The sequence below is a fragment of the Pseudalkalibacillus hwajinpoensis genome (genome assembly GCF_015234585.1).
In the GTDB taxonomy this organism is placed as follows: Bacteria; Bacillota; Bacilli; order Bacillales; family Guptibacillaceae; genus Guptibacillus; species Guptibacillus hwajinpoensis_B.
Genome location: NZ_JADFCM010000008.1, coordinates 1,763,694 through 1,785,868, shown reverse-complemented (window position 1 = coordinate 1,785,868; position 22,175 = coordinate 1,763,694). Strand labels below are relative to the sequence as shown.

26 protein-coding genes are annotated in these 22,175 nt (G+C 39.1%); 23 read left to right on the top strand and 3 right to left on the bottom strand.

Annotation, left to right across the window (positions count from 1 at the left end; all coding sequences use genetic code 11):
• Window positions 1–66 precede the first annotated feature (66 nt).
• Window positions 67–657, top strand: coding sequence for a genetic competence negative regulator (locus IQ283_RS20785; RefSeq protein WP_194221956.1), 591 nt, complete (start codon window positions 67–69; stop codon window positions 655–657).
• 102 nt (window positions 658–759) lie between these two features.
• Here IQ283_RS20785 and IQ283_RS20780 read toward each other — a convergent pair whose 3' ends face one another.
• Window positions 760–1,473, bottom strand: a complete 714-nt coding sequence (locus IQ283_RS20780) for a PIG-L deacetylase family protein (protein WP_194221955.1) — start codon at window positions 1,471–1,473, stop codon at window positions 760–762.
• 204 nt (window positions 1,474–1,677) lie between these two features.
• On the opposite strand from IQ283_RS20780, the gene IQ283_RS20775 reads away from it, so the two are divergent.
• The 3 genes from IQ283_RS20775 (at window position 1,678) to IQ283_RS20765 (ending at window position 5,273) form a co-directional block, all read left to right on the top strand.
• Window positions 1,678–2,592, top strand: coding sequence for a D-alanine--D-alanine ligase family protein (locus IQ283_RS20775; RefSeq protein ID WP_194221954.1), 915 nt, complete (start codon window positions 1,678–1,680; stop codon window positions 2,590–2,592).
• Window positions 2,593–2,877: 285 nt separating this feature from the next.
• A complete protein-coding gene (locus tag IQ283_RS20770; RefSeq protein ID WP_194221953.1) occupies window positions 2,878–4,158 on the top strand; it encodes a Glu/Leu/Phe/Val family dehydrogenase in 1,281 nt (426 codons plus the stop codon).
• Window positions 4,159–4,277: 119 nt separating this feature from the next.
• A complete protein-coding gene (locus IQ283_RS20765) occupies window positions 4,278–5,273 on the top strand; it encodes a YpdA family putative bacillithiol disulfide reductase (protein ID WP_194221952.1) in 996 nt (331 codons plus the stop codon).
• A 45-nt stretch (window positions 5,274–5,318) separates the two neighbouring features.
• On the opposite strand, the gene IQ283_RS20760 is transcribed toward IQ283_RS20765, so the two are convergent.
• Complete coding sequence (locus IQ283_RS20760; RefSeq protein ID WP_194221951.1) at window positions 5,319–6,290, bottom strand: asparaginase; 972 nt, start codon at window positions 6,288–6,290, stop codon at window positions 5,319–5,321.
• A gap of 125 nt (window positions 6,291–6,415) precedes the next feature.
• Here IQ283_RS20760 and prsW point away from each other — a divergent pair, with 125 nt between their 5' ends.
• The 7 genes from prsW to rpsA all read left to right on the top strand — a co-directional run bounded on the left by prsW (window position 6,416) and on the right by rpsA (window position 12,292).
• Window positions 6,416–7,102: a glutamic-type intramembrane protease PrsW gene (prsW, locus tag IQ283_RS20755; protein ID WP_194221950.1), complete on the top strand. Its 687-nt coding sequence runs from the start codon at window positions 6,416–6,418 to the stop codon at window positions 7,100–7,102.
• Between the two features lie 107 nt (window positions 7,103–7,209).
• Window positions 7,210–8,007, top strand: coding sequence for a spore cortex-lytic enzyme (sleB, locus tag IQ283_RS20750; RefSeq protein ID WP_194221949.1), 798 nt, complete (start codon window positions 7,210–7,212; stop codon window positions 8,005–8,007).
• 14 nt (window positions 8,008–8,021) lie between these two features.
• Window positions 8,022–9,371 carry a germination protein YpeB gene (gene ypeB, locus IQ283_RS20745; RefSeq protein ID WP_194221948.1) on the top strand — a complete coding sequence of 450 codons (1,350 nt, stop codon included), beginning with the start codon at window positions 8,022–8,024 and terminating at the stop codon, window positions 9,369–9,371.
• A 13-nt stretch (window positions 9,372–9,384) separates the two neighbouring features.
• Window positions 9,385–9,552, top strand: coding sequence for a DUF5359 family protein (locus IQ283_RS20740; protein ID WP_194221947.1), 168 nt, complete (start codon window positions 9,385–9,387; stop codon window positions 9,550–9,552).
• Between the two features lie 151 nt (window positions 9,553–9,703).
• Window positions 9,704–10,375, top strand: coding sequence for a (d)CMP kinase (gene cmk, locus IQ283_RS20735; protein WP_194221946.1), 672 nt, complete (start codon window positions 9,704–9,706; stop codon window positions 10,373–10,375).
• A 4-nt stretch (window positions 10,376–10,379) separates the two neighbouring features.
• Window positions 10,380–10,964, top strand: coding sequence for a lysophospholipid acyltransferase family protein (locus IQ283_RS20730; RefSeq protein ID WP_194221945.1), 585 nt, complete (start codon window positions 10,380–10,382; stop codon window positions 10,962–10,964).
• A 182-nt stretch (window positions 10,965–11,146) separates the two neighbouring features.
• Entirely contained in the window at window positions 11,147–12,292 is a 1,146-nt protein-coding gene (gene rpsA, locus IQ283_RS20725; RefSeq protein ID WP_194221944.1) for a 30S ribosomal protein S1, read from the top strand.
• Window positions 12,293–12,360: 68 nt separating this feature from the next.
• On the opposite strand, the gene IQ283_RS20720 is transcribed toward rpsA, so the two are convergent.
• Window positions 12,361–12,498: a YpzI family protein gene (locus IQ283_RS20720; protein WP_194221943.1), complete on the bottom strand. Its 138-nt coding sequence runs from the start codon at window positions 12,496–12,498 to the stop codon at window positions 12,361–12,363.
• Window positions 12,499–12,628: 130 nt separating this feature from the next.
• On the opposite strand from IQ283_RS20720, the gene IQ283_RS20715 reads away from it, so the two are divergent.
• From IQ283_RS20715 to folE, 12 genes are all read left to right on the top strand, one after another.
• Entirely contained in the window at window positions 12,629–13,228 is a 600-nt protein-coding gene (locus IQ283_RS20715; protein ID WP_194221942.1) for a YphA family membrane protein, read from the top strand.
• Entirely contained in the window at window positions 13,225–14,115 is an 891-nt protein-coding gene (locus IQ283_RS20710) for a YIEGIA family protein (RefSeq protein WP_194221941.1), read from the top strand. Before IQ283_RS20715 ends, IQ283_RS20710 begins: the two co-directional genes overlap by 4 nt.
• Entirely contained in the window at window positions 14,112–14,297 is a 186-nt protein-coding gene (locus IQ283_RS20705; RefSeq protein WP_194221940.1) for a capping complex subunit for YIEGIA, read from the top strand. The genes IQ283_RS20710 and IQ283_RS20705 overlap by 4 nt, the downstream gene beginning before the upstream one ends.
• A gap of 197 nt (window positions 14,298–14,494) precedes the next feature.
• Complete coding sequence (gene der, locus IQ283_RS20700; RefSeq protein WP_194221939.1) at window positions 14,495–15,808, top strand: ribosome biogenesis GTPase Der; 1,314 nt, start codon at window positions 14,495–14,497, stop codon at window positions 15,806–15,808.
• A 51-nt stretch (window positions 15,809–15,859) separates the two neighbouring features.
• Window positions 15,860–16,459: a glycerol-3-phosphate 1-O-acyltransferase PlsY gene (plsY, locus tag IQ283_RS20695; RefSeq protein WP_194221938.1), complete on the top strand. Its 600-nt coding sequence runs from the start codon at window positions 15,860–15,862 to the stop codon at window positions 16,457–16,459.
• A 12-nt stretch (window positions 16,460–16,471) separates the two neighbouring features.
• Entirely contained in the window at window positions 16,472–17,527 is a 1,056-nt protein-coding gene (locus IQ283_RS20690; protein WP_194221937.1) for an NAD(P)H-dependent glycerol-3-phosphate dehydrogenase, read from the top strand.
• A 69-nt stretch (window positions 17,528–17,596) separates the two neighbouring features.
• A complete protein-coding gene (locus IQ283_RS20685) occupies window positions 17,597–17,848 on the top strand; it encodes a stage VI sporulation protein F (RefSeq protein WP_194221936.1) in 252 nt (83 codons plus the stop codon).
• A 318-nt stretch (window positions 17,849–18,166) separates the two neighbouring features.
• A complete protein-coding gene (locus IQ283_RS20680; protein WP_194221935.1) occupies window positions 18,167–18,364 on the top strand; it encodes a DUF2768 domain-containing protein in 198 nt (65 codons plus the stop codon).
• A gap of 32 nt (window positions 18,365–18,396) precedes the next feature.
• Window positions 18,397–19,116 carry a hypothetical protein gene (locus IQ283_RS20675; protein ID WP_194221934.1) on the top strand — a complete coding sequence of 240 codons (720 nt, stop codon included), beginning with the start codon at window positions 18,397–18,399 and terminating at the stop codon, window positions 19,114–19,116.
• A 220-nt stretch (window positions 19,117–19,336) separates the two neighbouring features.
• Window positions 19,337–20,815 (top strand): stage IV sporulation protein A, encoded by a 1,479-nt coding sequence (spoIVA, locus tag IQ283_RS20670; protein WP_194221933.1) that lies wholly within the window; start codon window positions 19,337–19,339, stop codon window positions 20,813–20,815.
• A gap of 390 nt (window positions 20,816–21,205) precedes the next feature.
• Window positions 21,206–21,478, top strand: coding sequence for an HU family DNA-binding protein (locus tag IQ283_RS20665; RefSeq protein WP_048309232.1), 273 nt, complete (start codon window positions 21,206–21,208; stop codon window positions 21,476–21,478).
• 118 nt (window positions 21,479–21,596) lie between these two features.
• On the top strand, window positions 21,597–22,163 hold the full coding sequence (folE, locus tag IQ283_RS20660) for a GTP cyclohydrolase I FolE (RefSeq protein WP_194221932.1): 567 nt from the start codon (window positions 21,597–21,599) through the stop codon (window positions 22,161–22,163).
• The last annotated feature ends 12 nt before the right edge of the window (window positions 22,164–22,175 follow it).

The following is a 22,175-nucleotide window of genomic DNA, read 5'->3' as shown; positions in this document are numbered from 1 at the left end:
TCTTTGTATTATCACATATAGTATGAATAAAGGATTTGCGGGTGACAGACGGTAGGGGGGAATTAGATGCGTCTTGAACGTTTAGCATATGATAAAATAAAAATATTTCTAACTTATGACGATTTAAATGAGCGTGGAATTACGAAAGAAGAGCTCTGGCAGGACGTACCGAAAGTTCATAGGCTTTTTCGTGAGATGATCATGGAAGCTGATGATGAACTTGGATTTAAAGTCGATGGTCCTATCGCTGTAGAAGTATTTTCACTTCCTGCTCAGGGAATGGTAGTCATTGTCACAAAAGGTTCCGGTGAGAGTGAATTTGAAGAGGACTACAACGATGAGTATATTGAAATGCAAGTGACCCTTGATGAAAGCGATGAAGTTTTCTATGAGTTTCGTTCTTTTGAAGATGTGATTGGTCTTTCGAAAAGATTGATCAATGTGGGTATACAAGGAGGAACACTTTATTCCTATCAAAACCATTTTTATCTTAAGTTTGATGAAGAGGAATTTGCAGAGTATGAATTAGATTCTCTAGTCGCTTTACTGGCTGAATTTGGGAATCCTTCCACAATTACAAGCTACCGGGTGATGGAATACGGCAAACAGATTATGAAGACAACTGCAATCGAGCAGTTAAATCATTATTTCAAATAAGGTTCTGGAGGCTATCTGTATCATTCCAATTTGATTCTTAACATTCGAAATGATTCAGTTATTGCTTTCTTGAACACGAAAAAACCTCCCAAGGAGGTTTTTTTATGTGAGCAGGGATTTAGATGAAGATTCGGCGTTTTCCCACGCTTTAATGAAATATTCTTTATTGTTGTATTTCATGAAACCTTCTTGATTATATATGGTTGGAAAAGCTCTTTCAACGGAGAGGTGTTGCGTTCGATGCGCAAGAAGAGCTTCTCTTACGGGATTAATATGGTCACTTGAGAATGATTTCATCAATGTAATCGAATCATCAGGGTCAGAAAAAGCAGGATGGCCTGTTTCATCAGCTAATGACTGTGGGAAGGTAGTGTAGTATAATTCCTTCACAATGTTTGTTTCTTGTACTGCCTGGAGCGTTGCAGCTTGAATCGCTTTGTGGTCAGGATGCCCTGATAATCCATGGGGTGGAAAGGTGATGACAACGTCAGGTTTAACTTCTTTGATTCGGTTGATTACATCATTTTTAAGCACATTTGGAGGCAAAGAATTTAACTTCCCGTCCTGATATTCACCGATATATAATTCATCGATGCCAAGTAGCTTAGAAGCTTTTTCAAGTTCTTTCCTTCGAACGGATGCGAGTTCTTCGGGGCGACAAATAGCTGGTTCGCCGCATTTTCCAGCGTCACCAGGTGTTGCACTATATAAAACGGTTTTAATATCTTTTTTGTTCGCTAACTCTAATAATGTTCCTCCACAAGTAAAGCTCTCATCATCAGGGTGAGCGAAGACAAACATAAATGTTTGAGACATAAGGGCATTTCCTTTCATAAATAAGATTACTGCCAGTATACAAAAAGTAAAAGACTTTTTTCCAATAATATTATTTCTCGATGGTCATTAGGGATAACATAGTGTTCGAAAAACATGGTATGATGAGAGGAGTTTTGATTAGTTCCACTCGATTAACTATCGAATATAATGACATACATAAATGTAGCCCAGGAGGTATAAAGAATGAAAGTTGGAGTACTTTATGGAGGAACCTCTGCAGAAAGAGAAGTTTCTTTATCTAGCGGAAAAGGAATTATGAGAGCTCTAAAAAATAACGGTCATGAAGTAGTTGGTATTGACTTCCATCCAGATCGCTTAGCTGAAGTAATGGAACTTGATGTAGACATTGTTTTTATTGGTCTTCATGGTAAGTATGGGGAAGATGGTAGAATTCAAGGTTTACTTGATATGCTACAAATTCCTTATGTAGGATCCGGAGTACTTGGATCTGCCGTTGCGATGGACAAAGCAAAAAGTAAGAAAGTACTAAGAGATTCAGGCATTCGCCTTGCTCAAGATCTCGTTCTTCATAAATCGCATGATCACCGTTCTTTGGAATTACCTTTTGGGTATCCAGTTGTTGTAAAACCAAACAGTGAGGGCTCAACGATAGGCTTAACAATTGCTAAGAACGAAGCAGAGCTTCAGCAGGGGATTGAAGAGGCATTTCGATTTGATGATACTGTAATCCTTGAGGAATTTATTTCTGGCACAGAAGTGACTGTTGCCGTAATGGGAGCTAAAGGTGATGTTAAGCCACTTCCTGTCGTAGAGATTGTTCCGAAAAATGAATACTATGATTATGAATCGAAGTATTCTGAAGGTGGAAGCGAGCATATTGTCCCTGCACGTATATCGTCTGATTATACGACACTTATCCAAGAGCAGTCGATAGTGGCACATGAACTGCTTGGTTGTGAGACGTATTCTCGAGTAGACTATATTGTGCCGAATGATGGATCGAATCCTGTTTTTCTCGAAGTAAATACATTGCCAGGTATGACACCGACAAGCTTGTTTCCTGACGCGGCTAAAGAGATTGGATATACCTATGAACAGATGATTGAAAACCTTATTCAATTAGGATTAAAAAAATAGTAAAAGCAGAGACCTCACAAATTGTGAGGTCTTCTTTTTAATTGATATGACTACGCCTCTACTTGGTAAGCGTTTTCATTGCTGTGGAACAATTTGCATAAATGTAGCATGAATGCCTTCTCATAGCTTACCTAAACGTGTATACTATGTTTTGAAAGCAGAGCAATGGAACATTCTATAAACAACATATGAACTTTAACAATTAAAATCGAATAGGCTATGTTTCATTTAGCCTAAAAAGTACAAAAACAGCAGAGTAAGTGCACAGTAATGGGAGGTAAAGCAATGGTCGACAAAAACGAAACAGATAATGGACAAGGAAATAAGAAGAAACGGAACGTATTAGAGTCGACGCAATCAGTCATTCACGAAGCGCTGGACAAATTAGGCTATCCGAGCGAAGTTTATGAACTATTAAAGGAACCAATGAGATTAATGACAGTTCGGATTCCAATTCGAATGGATGATGGCTCGATAAAAATATTCACTGGGTATCGTGCGCAGCACAATGATTCTGTTGGACCCACTAAAGGTGGCGTTCGCTTTCATCCAGATGTGACAGAAACAGAAGTTAAAGCACTATCTGTATGGATGAGCCTTAAAGCAGGGATTGTAGACCTTCCTTATGGAGGAGGTAAAGGTGGAATTATTTGTGATCCGCGTGAGATGTCTTTTAGAGAACTAGAACGATTGAGTCGAGGATATGTAAGAGCAATTAGTCAAATTGTAGGTCCAACAAAAGATATACCGGCACCAGATGTATTTACGAACTCTCAAATTATGGCCTGGATGATGGATGAGTATAGTCGAATTAGAGAATTTGATTCTCCTGGATTTATTACTGGTAAACCTCTCGTATTAGGTGGTTCTCATGGTCGTGAATCCGCCACCGCGAAAGGCGTTACCATTTGTATTCGCGAAGCTGCTAAGAAAAAGGATATCAAAATAGAAGGTGCACGTGTCGTTATTCAAGGTTTTGGAAATGCGGGTAGTTTTCTAGCGAAATTCATGCACGATGCGGGGGCTAAGATTGTAGGAATATCAGATGCATATGGAGCTCTTCATGATCCTGAAGGTCTTGACATTGACTACTTATTAGACCGACGTGATAGTTTTGGAACAGTTACAAAGCTCTTTAAAGAAACAATTAGCAACAAGGAGCTTCTTGAACTTGACTGTGATATTCTTGTTCCAGCTGCTATTGAGAATCAAATTACGGAAGACAACGCACATCAAATTAAAGCAAGTATTGTTGTGGAAGCAGCGAACGGTCCTACAACGATTGAAGCTACAAAAATTTTAACGGATCGTGGTATTTTACTCGTACCAGATGTTCTTGCAAGTTCTGGTGGTGTAACGGTATCTTATTTTGAGTGGGTACAAAACAACCAGGGTTACTACTGGACAGAAGAAGAGGTAGAAGCGAAGCTTGAAAAAGTAATGGTAAACGCTTTTAATTCAATTTACCGAACTTCTGAAACGCGTCGCGTTGATATGAGACTATCAGCATATATGGTCGGCGTGCGTAAAATGGCTGAAGCCTCTAGATTTAGAGGATGGATATAAATAGTTGCCAATCCGATGAAAATTCCCTATCATTCAGGTAGGGAATTTTTCTATTGCAAAGAGTAGAATAATAAAAAGAAATGTTCCATTTCTTATGGATAGGTTCGGGAGTGAGTGAGATGAGAGAAGAACAAGTGGTGGTCATTGGCGCAGGTCCTTGTGGAATGTCTGCGGCAATTGAATTAATGAATGAGGGATACGATCCTCTAATTATCGAAAAAGGAAATATCGTGAATGCTATTTATCATTATCCAACGCATCAAACATTTTTTAGTTCAAGTGAAAAGCTTGAGATTGGTGAAGTACCTTTCATAATTGAAGAGCGGAAGCCAAAACGAAATCAGGCCCTTGCTTATTATCGGGACGTTGCTAAAAGAAAAGATCTTCGTATTCATTCCTTTGAAAAAGCAAATTTGATAACAAAGGAGAATGGTGCATTTATTATTGAAACGGAGAAAGTGCACGAATCCAAAAAAATAACATACCGCGCACAGCATTTAATCATTGCAACAGGATATTATGATAGTCCTAACTTTATGGGTGTTAAAGGAGAAAACCTCGATAAGGTTTTGCACTACTTTAAAGAGCCGCACCCTTATTTTGACCAGGATATTGTCGTGATAGGCGGTAAAAACTCAGCAGTTGACGCAGCATTAGAGCTTGAAAAAGCTGGGGCAAGGGTTACGATTCTTTATAGAGGAGCGGAATATTCAAAAAGTGTAAAACCATGGATTTTACCGGAATTTGAAGCTCTCGTTAGAAATAAGAAAGTGACAATGGAGTTTAATGCTTCATTAGTGGAAGTGAAAGAAAAAGAAGTGGTATATGAAGTGAAGGGTGAACAGAAGAGCATACCGAATGATTTTGTATTCGCAATGACCGGTTATCATCCTGATCATTCATTTTTGACAAAAATCGGTATAGAAATTGATCAACAAAGCGGGCGACCTGCTTTCGATCAAGATACTATGGAGACGAATGTAGAGAATTGTTATATTGCTGGCGTGATTGCTGCTGGAAATAACGCCAATGAGATCTTTATTGAGAATGGCAGGCTACACGGTGCATTAATAGCTCAGTCAATCATAGGAAAAGCACAAAAACCTACCAATTAAGGTAGGTTTTTGTGCTTTTAACAATCAGGGAAGGTCTCTGTTTCATCATCGTAAAAAGAAATTGTGTAATTCCTTTGGGTCTTCTGTTGCTTCGAGTGCAACGAGTAATTTCAAACGCGCTTTTTGTCCATTTAATCCGTTAGAGAAAATTACTCCATGTTCTTTTAAATGCTTGCCACCGCCTTTATAACCATAAACATCTTGTACAATGCCATTAAAACACCTAGAAACCATGACAATGGCAATTCCTTTTTCTCTTAGAAGTTTGATTCCCTCCATCATATCCGGTGGTAAATTCCCCTGTCCAAGCGCTTCTATTACGATGCCATTAATGCCAATTTCTCCAGCAGCAAATAGTAGCTGTGAATCCATCCCTGCATAAGCCTTTAGAAGCATGACATTTTTCGTTAGTCCAGAAATATGATAGCGGTCTCTCATCGTTAAAGTATGGTGAAAGAAGACACGTTGTTTTGTTACGATCCCGATAGGGCCATATTGAGGACTTTGAAAAGTGGAAACGTTACTCGTATGCGTTTTTGTCACATTTTTTGCCGTATGTATTTCATCGTTCAACACAACAAGCACGCCTTTTCCTTTTGCTTCATGGCAAGAAGCTACTTTTATGGATGAGAGAAGATTATAAGGTCCATCAGAGCCAAGCTCATTGCTTGAGCGCATCGCACCTGTTACGACGACAGGCAGATCTGTTTGCAGAACAAGATCTAGAAGGTAAGCTGTCTCTTCTAGTGTGTCGGTTCCATGCGTTATGACCACTCCGCTAATGTGTTCTTGTTTAATTCTCGTTTCAATCCTTTCCGCAATTGTAAACATGACCTCAGGTGTCATATGCGGGGAGGGAATGTTAATGTAATCATCAATAATAACGTCATTCCCGATTAGTAATTCGCTCAGTGTTGCATTTAGAGGATTTTCTTTACCTGGGCTAACAGCACCAGAGTTCTTATTTTCCTCCATAGCGATAGTTCCTCCGGTATGAATGATCAATAGCTTGCTCATTGCGTCACCTCATCGTTTTCCTAATAATTGTTTCCTTAAATAAAGTAACATGATACGATTATAAAAGTATAGGTATGACTGATCCTGCTTAAAAATGAGGTTCAGGATAGAAATGGGGAAAGCCTATGTTAGCAGCAATAACTGCTGGAATAGCACCAGGCATTGCGCTTCTTTGTTTTTTTTATTTGAAACAACATCAGTATGAATCTGAGCCAATAGGCCCGGTTGTACGAAGTTTTGTGTTTGGTGCTATGCTAGTATTTCCAGTAATGGTGATTCAGCATGGTTTTGAGGTCGAAAACTTCTTGCAATCACCATTCAGTCAAGCGTACTTGATGTCTGGACTGCTTGAAGAATTTCTAAAATGGTTTATTTTCTATTTTACTGTATACATCCATATAGAGTTTCATGAGTTTTATGATGGGATTGTTTATGGTGTTGCTATCTCGCTAGGATTTGCATCTGTTGAAAATGTCTTTTATCTTTTTGCATATGGCATTCAAGAAGCATGGTGGAGAGCGCTTCTTCCTGTTTCAAGCCACGCTTTATTTGGCTTAATTATGGGTTCTTATCTTGGAAGGGGAAAATTCTCATTGCAAAATAAGATTGGAAAGTGGATTTCTCTATCTCTTTTCGTTCCATTTTTGTTTCACGGAACATATAATTATTTAGTTCTTCAGGTGAACAGCAATACCATCTATTTAATGATTCCATTTATGCTTGTTCTATGGTTTATAGGTGTAAGGAAAATCAAGGCTGCAAACCTTAATCAAGCAGAATTAATGGAAACGAAAGAAAATATGCCAATATGATAACAGTTTGAAAGATGCCGAAAAGGCATCTTTTTTGTTTTGTATAAAATACCTTCTGATACAAAAACTACACTTATGAAAACAGAATGATCAGGGAGGTCCACATCATGAGAAAGACAGTTCTTATTCTAAAAATCCCTCTAATAATTGGTCTAGTCTGTGCACCGCTTGTCATGGTATTTGATATGGAGAATCGAGCAGATGCATTTTCTAACCAAATCATCCAGAAGGGTGCAACAGGCAATGATGTCATTGAACTTCAAGCACGCTTAAAGCATATAGGGTTCTATACAGGCTCAATTGACGGCGTATTTGGATGGGGGACTTATTGGGCGGTTAGAAACTTTCAGTATGAATTTGGAATGGATGTTGATGGACTAGTTGGTCCTGAAATGAAAGCAAAGTTAAACAAGTCTACGAAGTATGATCCTTCCATTCAACAGCAGGCGAATAGTGGCAAAAGTCCTAATGTTTCACAATCAAATCAAAATAATGAAACGAATAATCCAAAAGACTCAACTACTCAGGCGAAAAACGTACCGTCCGGTTATTCCCAAAACGACATTAAGCTGCTTGCAAACGCAGTTTATGGTGAATCAAGGGGGGAACCTTACGAAGGTCAGGTTGCGGTAGCCGCGGTCATACTAAACCGTGTTCAAAGTGCTTCATTTCCAAACACAGTTTCAGGAGTGATTTTTGAACCGAGAGCTTTTACGGCCGTCTCAGATGGACAAATATGGCTTACTCCAAATGAAAGAGCGAAAGAAGCTGTGATTGATGCAATAAATGGATGGGACCCAACTGGGGAAGCATTGTATTATTTCAATCCAAACACGGCAACATCTGGATGGATTTGGACAAGGCCGCAAATCAAACAAATTGGTAAGCATATATTCTGTGAATAGTGGAGGTGGTTAAAATGATTCGTTCGATTTTAATTGGTGCGCTCGCAGTAGGCGTTGCTGGAACTAGCTACTGGGGGTACAAGGAGCATCAAGAAAAAAATGCCGTGTTAATTAATGCTGAAAACACGTATCAGCGTGCTTTCCATGACTTAAACTTTCATATGGATGCACTAGAGGAGAAGATAGGATCGACATTGGCGATGAACTCCCGTGGCAGTCTATCTCCTGCCCTTGCAGAGGTATGGCGTTTAACGTCTGAAGCTCAAAATGATGTTGGACAACTGCCGCTAACGCTAATGCCTTTTAATAAAACGGAAGAATTTTTAACAAACATAGGCTCATTTAGTTATCGTGTAGCTGTACGTGATCTTGATGAAAACCCTCTGTCAGATGAAGAATATAAAACATTGAAGGAATTGCATAGTCATTCCACCGATATTAAAAATGAACTGAGAAAAGTGCAGGCGATGGTCATTGATCATAACTTACGTTGGATGGATGTGGAGCTTGCTCTAGCTTCAGAAACACAGGCTGAAGATAACACGATTATTGATGGATTTAAAACAGTTGATAAACAAGTGGAAGGGTATAGTGAAGTAAACTGGGGACCTGAGATTACTCAATTAAATGAAAAGAAAGAAAACCTGGACAAAAATATAGTCGGGAAAAAACTGACTGAAAAAGAAGCAAAGGAACATGTAATTGACTTTTTGGATCTTGATCCTAAAGCAAGCATTGATATAACGACTACTGGGGAAAAGTCAAAATACAAAGCCTATAGTTTATCAATTGAAGAGCCAGATACGAAATCTAGTATCAATCTAGATGTTACAAAAAAAGGGGCAAAACCAATCTGGATTTTGATGGATAGAAAAATAGGAGATCAGAAGCTTAGTCTAAATGAAGCCGCTGATCGAGCAAGAGCATTTCTAAAAGAGCACGATATAACAAATATGAGCATTTCAGAAAGTAGTCAATATGATCGAGTAGGTGTATTTACTTTTGTATACAATCAGGAAGACGTTTTAATTTATCCAGATGCTGTTCATATTAAAGTTGCGCTTGATAATGGGGATATTTCCGGCTATGAATCCTTAGAGTATTTAACAAATCACCATGAAAGAACTTTGGACTCCCCAACTATTTCCAGGGATCAAGCGTTAGAACAAGTGAATCCAAATGTTCAAATAATGGAAGAAGGATTAGGTGTCATTCGAAACGATCTTGGAGAAGAAGTATTATGCTATGAGTTTATGGGTACGATTGATAATGAAACGTATCGCATTTTTATTAACGCATCTAACGAAAGAGAAGAAAGAGTAGAAAAAATGGACGGTACCGAAATGAATTACGATACCCTATGAGAGGAGCGAATGTATGGCGAGAATGGAACAATTATTAATAAAACTCATCGTCATTCAATTTGTTTTTCTTATTATTTCTCAAGTTCTTCTAACTCAAGAAGAGTTTCGTATCTATCTAAGCAAAGCGATTTATTATGAAGGTGTGCTAAAGGATATGCCTCCCCTGATTAGACGCCAATAGTGAATAGACCGATAAAATGTCTTGTGTTATGATAAATATGACATTTTGGTCGTACTGAGGAAAGCAGGTTCTCCTGCTTTTTTTGTACGTTAAATTGTCATTTATATGATCTAATTCGGATGGATGAATGGAATTTGGAGGCAATAATAATATGAACAAGCGAATAAATATAGCAATTGACGGTCCAGCAGGAGCCGGTAAGAGTACAGTTGCAAGAAAAGTAGCAGATAACCTATCTTTCCTTTATATTGATACAGGCGCAATGTATCGTGCATTAACGTATAAAGCTATTGAGAAGGACATTGATTTAGAGAATGGTCCTCTTCTTAAAGCACTTCTAGATGATACTGTGATCGACCTACAAGTTGGTGAAAGTGAACAGCTTGTCTTGGTTGATAACATGGACGTAACAACAGATATACGTTCTTATGCTGTCACGAACAATGTTTCCTTTGTAGCAAGACAAAGTGAAGTAAGATTAGAAATGGTAAAGAGACAAAAGATGTTAGCTGATCGTGGAGGCGTTGTAATGGATGGACGTGATATCGGTACACACGTTCTTCCTGAGTCAGAGCTTAAAGTATTCTTAAGTGCTTCTGTAGAAGAAAGAGCCACGCGACGATATAATGAACTTATTGGAAACGGGACTGAAGCGGATTATGACCGTATCAAGGATGAGATTGCTTTAAGAGATAAGCGTGACACTGAGCGAGAAGTAGCCCCTCTTGTAAAAGCGGACGATGCCATAGAAATTGATACTACGAAGATGACAATTTCTGAAGTAGTGGACCAAATTTTACAATTAGCAAAAGAAAGGGCATGATCAAGTGAGCTTATACGGAGTAGGAAAAGGCTTATTTCATTTTTATTTCAAGGTATTCAATCGTGTAACAGTTGTTGGTCGTGAGAATATACCCAAAGACAAAGGGATTCTTCTTTGCTCAAATCATATTAATAACCTTGATCCGCCGCTAGTAGGTGCCATGTTTCCTAGAGATGTTCATTTTATGGCTAAATCAGAATTGTTTACCATTCCGGTACTAGGTAAATTGATTCATAAGGTTGGGGCTTTTCCGGTAAAACGAGGAATGAGTGATAAACAAGCTCTAAGAAGCGGAATGAAATTTTTGAAAGATGGCGGTGTTGTCGGCTTGTTTCCTGAAGGTACGAGAAGCAAAGATGGCAAACTAGGCGAGGGGCTCTCTGGAGCAGGTTTTTTTGCTTTACGTCCAGAAGTGATGGTCGTACCGTGCGCAATTAAAGGATCTTATAAACCGTTTGGCCGCTTGAAAATCGTGTACGGAAAACCAGTTGACTTATCGCCGCTTCGTGAAGAACAGGGAGCAGCTAAAAAAGCCACTCAGGCTATCATGAAAGAAATTCAAGATCTTATTGAAATTCATCATAAATAATTCGATATTGTTAAAAAATTTAAATAAATGTGTCAGGATACTTGACAAATCCGTCATTTTTAGTGAAAGTTAGAGGAAAGGGTGCTTAACTTTTCAATAAATTTCTTTCGCTAAAAGTGGAAGACTTTTATAAATCATATCGAAAAGTTTTATTTCTTTTGGATTGAAGGAGGAGTTTGTCAATGGGTGAAGAGATGAATCAGGAAATGACTGAGTTCAAATCATTCGAAATTGGAGAAGTGGTGACAGGTAAGATCTCCAAGGTTGAAGAAAAACATGCATCAGTAGATGTAGGTTTTAAAGTTGATGGAGTGCTGCCAATCAGCGAACTGTCAAGCCTTCACGTCGAAAAGGTTAGCGACGTGCTCTCAGAAGGTGATGAAATAGAAGTTAAAGTAATCAAAGTTTCTGAAGATGAGCTAGTGCTTTCTAAGAAAGCAGTCGAAGCTGATCAAGCCTGGGATGCTCTACAGGAGAAGTATGAAAACTCCGTTGCATTTGATGTTGAAATTGCAGACGTAGTTAAGGGCGGCCTTGTGGTTGACCTTGGTGTTCGCGGATTTATCCCGGCTTCTCTTGTAGAAAGACATTATGTTGAAGATTTCTCAGATTACAAAGGCAAAAACCTGAGCGTTAAGATTGTGGAATTTGATCCAGAGAAAGCAAAAGTGATCCTGTCACATCGTGCTGTTCTTGAGCAAGAGGCGGATCATAAGAAACAAGAAACGCTAGCATCTCTTCAAGCAGGACAAGTTGTCAAAGGGACAGTTCAACGTTTAACTGATTTCGGTGCTTTTGTAGATATCGGTGGAGTGGATGGCCTCGTTCATATTTCTCAGATGGCTCATCATCGTGTTGAAACCCCATCTGAAGTTGTAACAGAAGGTCAACAAGTGAATGTTAAAATTCTTTCTGTTGATCGTGACAACGAACGTATTTCACTATCCATTAAAGAAACACTCCCAGGACCGTGGGAAGAAGTAAAAGGAAAACTTAGTGCTGGAGATGAAATCGAAGGCACAGTGAAGCGTTTAGTTAGCTTCGGTGCATTCGTAGAAGTTGCTCCGGGTGTAGAAGGGCTTGTTCATATTTCTGAAATCTCGAACAAGCATATAGGAACTCCTCAAGAAGTTCTTTCAGAGGGAGAAACAGTTCGAGTGAAGATTTTGGATGTTAATCTTGATGAAAAGAGAATCTCATTAAGCATCAAAGTCCTCGAAACTGAACAAGTATCAAATGAAGTTGAAGAATATCAAAAAGAAAGTGACGGCAACTCGCCATTCTCTCTTGGAGATATGATCGGTGATCAGCTTAAAAAGTACAAATAAGTAAATGAAATCCTCTCTGCATTCATGCAGAGAGGATTTTTTTGATTTTCTAGCTAGAAGGAAACGTATTAATTCTGTCCATTTCGTTTTCGAGCTTGGTCTGGTCCTTCAAGCATTGCTGCTCCATTATGCGAAAGCGACTGATCACGATCAGACTCTACTCGTTTCGATTTCTTAAGTTTTCTTTCCTGTCGATCTTTTCCCATCATTTAGCCTCCCTTCAACTGTACCTTTTCTTATCATGAAAAAAATCTTCGAAAGTTATTCATTTACAATTTTTAAGTCTATCTCTCATGAAAACGTCCCATACTGATCATAATGAGAGGAGGTAACGGAGTGGATGGGGCGATTTTTATTTGGTTTGTATGGATGGGAGTTGTCATCACGGTCTTTTTTCAAAAGCCATCTTTAGAAAGGACTGGGTCAGCGTTCTTATTGTTAGTGGCAATATGTGTCGTGAATAAAACCGTCACCCTGATGGGTATTTCTGTAGCTGTTTTACTGGTGCTTGCCTATGTTTGTGGATATCTCCTCTGGATAAAGAACGGTGTAAGAACGGTTTACGCCATGATATTACTCATTATGTTAACAGCAGCTTATACTTCGATTCAGCTGTTTGCCATATATGATCCTGTTTTTACTTACTTGTATACGAAGTGGTCGGTTGCCGCAATTCTTTTTATTATTATTCATCTAACACTGAATGGTTTTGCAGAGAGATGTTCGTTATTAATTCTTAGTATCGTTCATGGTGAGGTTATATTAACAATAATTTTTCGAGGAATGGGGTTTGAGCGAACTGCTGGCGAGTTAGCTTCCTTCGATGTAATGGCCATTTCGATTATGGCAACATGGATCTGGTCCTCCTTCGTGAAATTAACAGTTCATCTAGAGAAAACTGTCAAAAAACATCAAGAAAGACGGGGATATTCATGAATGAGTATACAATACCAATTCTATTTGGCGTGATAGCCGGTACGCTTGCGAGAATTTATATGTTTCGAACAGATTATAGGCAATACCCTACTTATCCACATGGAATGATTATACATCTCGCGCTTGGTTTTATTGCAGCTTCACTCGGAGCGCTCGTCGTTCCATCAATTATGGAGCAAGAATTTACAGCGGTGACCTTCCTAACCCTAGCTGCATCGCAATTTCGGGAAGTGCGCAATATGGAAAGAAAAACATTAACTGAAATGGATTCACTAGAGCTTGTCCCTCGTGGAGCGTCCTATATAGAAGGAATAGCTGTAACCTTTGAAGGGAGAAATTATTTAGTCATTTTCATTTCATTTGTCACGTCATTTGCTTATCTTGCAATAAATGTGTGGGCTGGATTAGTTGCTGCATTTCTTGCTTTTCTAGTAGCCAAAAAATACATGACTGGAAGTAAACTCGGAAAAATTGCGAATATTGAACAAAAAGAAGTTAGATTTGAAGGTGCAGGGCTATACGTTGACAACATCTATATTATGAATATTGGCATACCAGCAAGACAAAAAGAAATTTTAGAACATGGACTTGGATTTACGATTTCTCCAAAGAATTTTGATGCGCGAATGACGATTGGTAACCTCGGACAAAGACAAGCCATCCTTCATGACCTTGCTATATCTCTTGGAGTATACCGGGATTCAGGAACGCCTGCATTAGTTCCATTAATTAAACGCGATTTAGACGATGGTCGAATTGGAGTTTTTATTCTACCTCAAAATAAAAGCGTGGATCTTGCCATGAAAGTCATTTCTCAAGTACCAACTCTTGAAAATGCGATAAGGATGCCTACGGAAACGAAGAAAAAAGGAAGTGACTCATCATGACTATTGAGAAAGCGATACTTGCAACTGTTACACTATCATTAGATCAGGCCCCTGTAGGAGCCAATGTGTTTGTATGTGAATCTCAAGATGAAATGGACGGCGTAGCCGCTGACCTGGAAGCTATACTAGATGGAATTGCTCATAAATTGAGCAATGGTGTTTATATTATTGTGAAGCATTAGCAAGTTTTCGAAGAGAAGTTACCAAGTTTCATTTGATCGTCTGTTGTTCATTGGTTGCTTTTTTGATAAGATATAAAAGCTATCGAAGACTATGCCCTTCTTATAGAGGAGGGTTTTTTACAATGAACTCCTGGAAAGTTTGTCCACGACTTTCTGGTTTCAAGCTTAGATAGTCTTTTAGAAAGGGCGTGCATAAAATGACAAAACCAGTTGTCGCAATAGTAGGTCGACCGAATGTTGGGAAATCGACCATTTTTAATCGTATAGTAGGAGAAAGAGTATCGATTGTAGAAGATACTCCAGGAGTAACAAGAGATCGTATTTATAGCAAAGGTGAATGGCTGAATCGTGAATTTAATATCATAGATACAGGTGGTATTGAAATAGGTGACGAACCATTTCTTTCTCAAATTCGTTATCAGGCAGAAATTGCAATAGACGAAGCGGACGTTATTATTTTCATGGTTAACGGAAGAGATGGCATCTCGAATGCGGATGAAGAGGTTGCAAAAATTCTTTATCGTTCCAATAAACCTGTTGTATTAGCTGTAAATAAAGTAGATAATCCTGAACAGCAAACGTTGATTTATGATTTCTATGCTTTAGGATTTGGAACTCCATTTGGTATTTCAGGTTCACATGGTCTTGGATTAGGTGATCTTTTAGATGAAGTCTTTAAATCATTCCCTGAAGTAGCAGAAGAAGAATATGACGAAGGAACGATTAAATTCTCGTTAATTGGTCGTCCGAATGTTGGGAAATCATCGCTTGTTAATACGATTTTAGGAGAAGAGCGAGTGATTGTAAGTGATATTGCTGGTACAACTCGCGATGCTATTGACTCTATGTTTACTCGTGATGAACAGGATTACGTCATTATTGATACTGCTGGCATGAGAAAGCGTGGAAAGATTTATGAAACGACTGAGAAGTACAGCGTTCTTCGTGCAATGCGTGGGATTGAACGATCTGACGTCGTTTTAGTTGTGATCGATGGAGAAGAAGGCATTATAGAGCAAGACAAAAAAGTGGCAGGGTATGCTCATGAAGCTGGTAAAGCCATTGTAATTGTCGTAAACAAATGGGACGCAGTTGAGAAAGACGATAAGACGATGAGAGAATTTGAACAAAAAATTCGTGATCATTTCTTATTCCTTAGCTATGCACCGATTGTGTTCTTATCTGCCAAAACAAAGCAGCGTCTTCATACATTGTTACCAGTTGTTAACACTGTAGCTGATAACCATGCCCTTCGTGTGAAAACGAATGTTTTGAATGAGTTAATTATGGATTCCGTTGCAATGAATCCAACACCAACAGACAATGGGAAGCGATTGAAAATTAACTATGCGACGCAAGTGGCTGTTAAACCGCCTACCATCGTATTATTTGTTAATGATCCGGAACTGCTTCATTTCTCTTACAAACGCTTTTTAGAGAATCGTATTCGTGAAACATTTGGTTTCCAGGGGACTCCTTTACGAATTCTTGCACGTAGAAAAAGCGAATAATTAAGCTTGTTTCATTCGGGGGAACCTTGCTAATACAAAGGGGGAAATGAGATGATCGCGATCCTGATTTGCATTGCTGCTTACTTGCTTGGATCAATTAGTTTTAGTTATTTAATTGCAAAAGTCGTGAAGAAAATAGATATTAGAGATCACGGAAGTGGCAATGCAGGAGCGACAAATACACTTCGAGTGCTAGGGACTGGCCCAGCGATTGCTGTTCTTGCACTTGATGTAATAAAAGGCATACTTGCCGTCTGGTTAGGGTATTGGTTCACTAGTGAACCAATCGTTCCTTTCCTTGCGGGAATTTGTGCTATCTTAGGTCATAACTGGCCAATCTTTTTTGGATTCCGCGGAGGGAAAGGCGTTGCTACTACGATAGGAGTATTCGCAACAATTGCGTTTTTACCAGCACTTTATGCTGGTATCATCGCTATTATTGCCATTGTAGTAACGAGATTTGTTTCTCTTGGTTCATTGATTTTTGTAGTATTAACTCCAGCGTTTATTTTCTTACTTGGAGGGAATCCAGCTTCATATATTTTGTTAGGGACCATTCTAGCGATTCTTTCTGTCTGGAGACATCGTACAAATGTAAAACGACTGTTCTCTGGTACTGAAAGCAAGCTCGGTCAAAAGGTCGAGCAGTAAGGAGGAAGTTCAATGGCGAAAATATCAGTTGTAGGTGCAGGGAGCTGGGGGACAGCCCTTGCAATTGTACTAGCAGATAATCAACATGATGTGACATTATGGGCAAGAAGAACAGATCTTGCAAATGAAGTGAATGAGAAGCATACGAATGAGAAGTACCTTCCTGGTATAGAATTACCTGAGGGGATTAGGGCTACCAGTTCCCTTGAAGAGAGCGTGAAAGATGCTGAAGCTATCTTACTTGTTACACCAACTAAAGCGCTTAGAGAGGTTCTTCCTGAACTTAAGACATACCTATCAACGCCGGTTACGCTCATTCATGCTAGTAAGGGAATTGAACCAGAAACATCCAAGCGCATTTCAGAGGTGATTGAAGAAGAAATCCCAGAGGATTTAAGAAAATCGGTTGTCGTTTTATCTGGGCCGAGTCATGCAGAAGAAGTGAGTCTTCGTCACCCGACGACAGTAACGGCCTCTTCTAAATCAATGACTCAAGCTGAGTATGTTCAGGATCTTTTCATTAACTCGAATTTTAGAGTATATACTAATCATGACATCATTGGTGTTGAGCTTGGTGGTGCATTAAAGAATATCATTGCTCTAGGGGCAGGTTTATCTGATGGACTCGGCTATGGTGATAATGCGAAAGCTGCCCTCATCACAAGAGGCTTAGCTGAAATTGCTCGCCTTGGTGCAGCTATGGGTGCAAATCCACTTACTTTTATGGGATTGACAGGTATAGGAGACCTTGTAGTTACGTGTACAAGTGTACATAGTCGTAACTGGAGAGCCGGAAATCTTCTCGGAAAAGGAAATAATCTAGATGAGGTTCTCGAAAATATGGGGATGGTAGTAGAAGGTGTTCGGACTACGAAGGCTGCTTATTATCTCGCACAAAAACAGAACGTAGAAATGCCTATAACATCTGTGTTATTTGAAGTGCTATTTAATAACAAAGATGCGAAAGATGGGGTAGATCAACTGATGGGTAGGCTTCGAACTCATGAAACAGAAGATCTAACGTCATTGCTTGCGGACCGTTTTGAATTGAATCCGAAAGAACTCTAAATAGGCGTAGCACGAAGTATTCCTCCTTGCATACACTATGTTGAACGTTAATGGTAAGGAGGAAACTGCGTGAGCGATCTGTTCGATAACATAGAAAAGAAAACCAATGTGAAAAAGGAAGACATTTTTAAGTTAGCTAATTCCGTTCAGGGAGCAGATTTTACTGATGAGAAAACAGTGCGTAAATTAATTGCGAATGTTGCACGCGTTGCTAACGTAAATGTCACAAAAGAAAAAGAAGATCGAATCGTAAAGGCAATCGTAAATAAGAATATGCCGTTCGATTTGTCTGCTATTGCAAAAATTTTCAGTCAAAAATAAAGAAATTAGTAGAAACTTAGGCTAATCAACGATACCGCCTTCGATGTAAGACCATATACTAATAATGAACCATCAATGTGCAGAAGCATACTTCTTTAAGAAATTAGAATAGTCAAAGCTGAAGAAAAGCCCCTTTCTTCAGCTTTTTATTTGTCATTTATGGAAGCGTTACCTTTTAAATGAAGTACGCTGGCATGTTTTAAGAGCTTTAATTAAGTAGAACCATTGAATTGTTGAAACCTTTAGAGGTAAATGGAGTAAAGATTTGATATAATGGTGGGCAGTGCAAACTAGATTTGTCATATTAGGGGGATTAAAATGTCACCAGCGTTAATTAAGATGTGGGTAGCACTTTCGGCACTAGGACTAATGTTTATAGCTGTTATGGCGATCATGCTAAGTCGCACGAAGCTTAAAGGTATTTTCCGAGTGCTTGTGTCAACTTTTGCATATATGTGTATGTTCGTTGCGGGGGTACTCATGCTTCTCGTCGTGTTTACTGGACCTACTAACTAAATGAGTAAATTTCTAACTAAGGAATGAGTGTAATGAAACGTTTAGCTACTAAAGCTGTATTATGGACATGCCTTGTTACTCTACTGTCAGGATGCCTGTATCCAGAGAGTCAAAAAAACGAGAATCAAATTCCTTATACAGACCAAATTCAATCTGTTCAAACAGCAGTAGAGCAATTCCAAGAAAATAAGTCCATTCTTCCTATCAAAACAAGAGATCAGGAAACACCAATCTATCAGAAGTATCCAGTTGACTTCAAGAAATTAGTGCCCGCTTTCTTACAGCAAGCACCTGGGAATTCATTTGAAAGTGGTGGGGTGTTTCAATATGTACTTATCCATGTAGAAGAAGAGCCTACAGTAAGATTAATTGATTTAGTCACTATTGAAAAAGTAAAAGATCTTCAGCTACGTATTAATGATTATAGAAGGAAAAAGAACTATCCACCATTCAAAGATGTTCTTGCAAAAGACCGGTATTCCATCGATTACGATGCGATGGGGATGGATGAAGAGCCGACTGTTAAAAGTCCATTTACAAATGAACAACTTCCATTTTTCTTAGATGAAAAAGGTGATGTACATATTAATTACTCTAGCGACCTTACGAAGGCAATCGAAAGTAATCCAGATCACAGCTATGAAAAGGGCGATGATATCCGAGATTTGTTAGCAGACAATTCGTTTTATGTTCCTGTTGCTTCTGTTGCGTATACAATTGAAAATGATAAAGCTGTTTTTTTAGTGAAATAGGTATTTTCCCTCCTCTTTAGCAATACAACTATTAAAAAGAGGAGGGACTTTTTTATGGGCTTATTCAATAGAGGACGAAAAGTTTACTTAAAGCATCAAATCCTTTTACTGTGAACTGTCATATTTATTGGACAACATCATAGAATGGTAGTGTTCAAGAAAGTCTGCGGTCTGGAGTGAATCATTTCGTCCAATGAGACGGAATTCAGGAGGCGATCACGTGGAGAGAGTAGATATCTTCAAAGATATCGCAGAGCGTACAGGGGGAGATATATACCTTGGAGTCGTAGGTTCTGTTCGAACAGGGAAATCAACATTTATTAAAAAGTTCATGGAACTAATCGTCCTGCCCAATATGGAAAGTGATTCTGATCGAACGAGGGCACTGGATGAACTACCCCAAAGTTCTGCTGGCCGTACCATTATGACGACTGAGCCTAAATTTGTACCAAATCACGCCGTTCAAATTCATGTGGAAGATGGTCTTGATGTTAATGTTAGACTTGTCGATTGCGTCGGATATGCAGTGCCTGGAGCTAAGGGATACGAAGATGAAGATGGGCCAAGAATGATCAATACACCATGGTATGAAGAGCCGATACCGTTTCAAGAAGCAGCTGAAATTGGTACAAGAAAAGTAATTCAAGAACATTCCACGCTTGGCGTCGTGATAACGACTGATGGATCCATTGGGGAGATCCCAAGACACGACTACCTTGAATCTGAGGAAAGAGTCGTGGAGGAATTAAAAGAAGTAGGTAAGCCATTTATTATGATTGTCAATTCTGCCCACCCACACCATCCACAAACGGAGGCATTAAGAGGAGACCTTTGTAATAAATATGATATTCCTGTTATTTCTCTTAGCGTAGAGACTATGACGGAGCATGATATTAACAATGTCATGAGAGAAGTGCTTTACGAATTTCCGGTTCTAGAAGTTAATGTGAACTTACCAAGTTGGGTAATGGTTCTCCATCAAGATCATTGGTTGCGACAGAGTTATGAAGAATCCGTTAGAGAGACTGTTAAAGACATTAAGCGTCTTAGGGATGTTGATCGTGTCGTAGGTCAGTTTGAGGAATTTGAATTTATTCAGGATGCTCGTTTAGCAGGAATTGAAATGGGGCAAGGAATAGCGGAAATTGATCTTTATGCTCCAGAAGATCTATACGATCAAATTCTAAAAGAGGTTGTTGGTGTTGAAATTCGAGGAAAGGATCATCTCCTCCAACTTATGCAGGAGTTTGCATTTGCAAAAGCTGAGTATGATCACGTCTCAGACGCTCTTCGGATGGTTAAACAAACTGGCTATGGTATTGCAGCGCCAGCGATTGAAGATATGAGCCTCGATGAGCCTGAAATCATTCGTCAAGGGTCAAGGTTTGGTGTCAGGTTGAAAGCAGTTGCCCCATCTATTCATATGATTAAAGTAGACGTAGAATCGGAGTTCGCACCAATCATTGGAACGGAAAAGCAGAGCGAAGAGCTTGTTCGTTATTTAATGCAAGATTTTGAAGAAGATCCGCTTTCAATATGGAATTCAGATATTTTCGGTCGTTCCCTGAATTCTATCGTGAGAGAGGGGATTCAGGCAAAACTTGGTTTAATGCCTGAAAATGCTCGTTATAAATTAAAAGAAACGCTCGAACGCATTATTAACGAAGGATCCGGCGGTTTAATTGCGATTATATTATAACAAAACCGACTCCAATACATGGAGTCGGTTTTTTACGTTAAGTGGTTTAGAAAAACCGAGAAAAGGGGTATTATCTAGTTTAGTGAGTTGTTATGCTGAGTTAGCGACTTTGGAGTATATCTAACATTTGTCCATCTAAAGTGTTGAATTGCTTGAATTAACAGACAATAGAAAAGTCACCTTTAGAGCGTTTACAAAACGCTCATTTAGCAGATAATAGGTAAAAAACATTGAAAAATCGTTGAAATCGAGCTAAACGTATTGAATTCTTTCGCATCTTCGTATAATATAGGGCTTGCAAACGTACTAAACGTGCATTGCAACGTATAAATATTGGTCATTAAGTAAATGAATGTATTTATCCATCTCTCTTGAGAGGAGGTGAACAGAATGAACAAGACAGATCTAATCAATGCTGTTGCAGAATCTGCAGAGCTTTCTAAAAAAGAAGCGACAAAAGCTGTTGACTCAGTTTTTGATAACATTATGCAATCCTTGCAAGAAGGTGACAAAGTTCAACTAATTGGTTTTGGTAACTTTGAAGTCCGTGAGCGTTCTGCTCGTAAAGGGCGTAACCCTCAAACTGGCGAAGAAATCGAAATCGCTGCAAGTAAGGTTCCTGCATTTAAACCTGGTAAAGCCCTTAAGGATGCAGTGAAGTAAGAAATACATAGGGCCAAGAAGAGTCGCACATTCTGCGGCTCTTCTTTTTTGCTAACTTTTTCTCCATGTGCTAGAATCTTGATAGGTAATAAAGGCCCTGAATGGAGGAGTAAGAACAATGTACGAAGTTAATCATGAAAAAATACAAGAAGCAGTGAAAATGATCCTTGAAGCGATCGGTGAAGATCCTGAGCGTGAAGGATTGTTGGATACTCCAAAACGTGTAGCAAGAATGTACGAAGAAATCTTTCAGGGGCTGCATCAGGATCCAAAAGAGCATTTTCAGACTATTTTTGGAGAAGACCACGAGGAGCTTGTTTTAGTTAAAGATATACCTTTTTATTCAACTTGCGAGCACCATCTTGTTCCTTTCTTCGGAAAAGCGCATGTTGCCTATATTCCAAAAGGCGGGAAGGTAACAGGACTTAGTAAGCTAGCAAGAGCTGTTGAATCTGTAACGAAGCGTCCACAGCTTCAAGAGCGAATTACATCTACAATAGCAAATTCGATGGTAGATACATTAGATCCACATGGTGTTATGGTCGTAGTTGAGGCAGAACACATGTGTATGACTATGAGAGGCGTTAAGAAGCCTGGTTCATCAACCGTTACATCAGCAGTAAGAGGCGTGTTTGAAAATGACGCTGCTGCACGATCTGAAGTACTTGGTTTGATCAAGGGCTAATCCTTTTAAGCG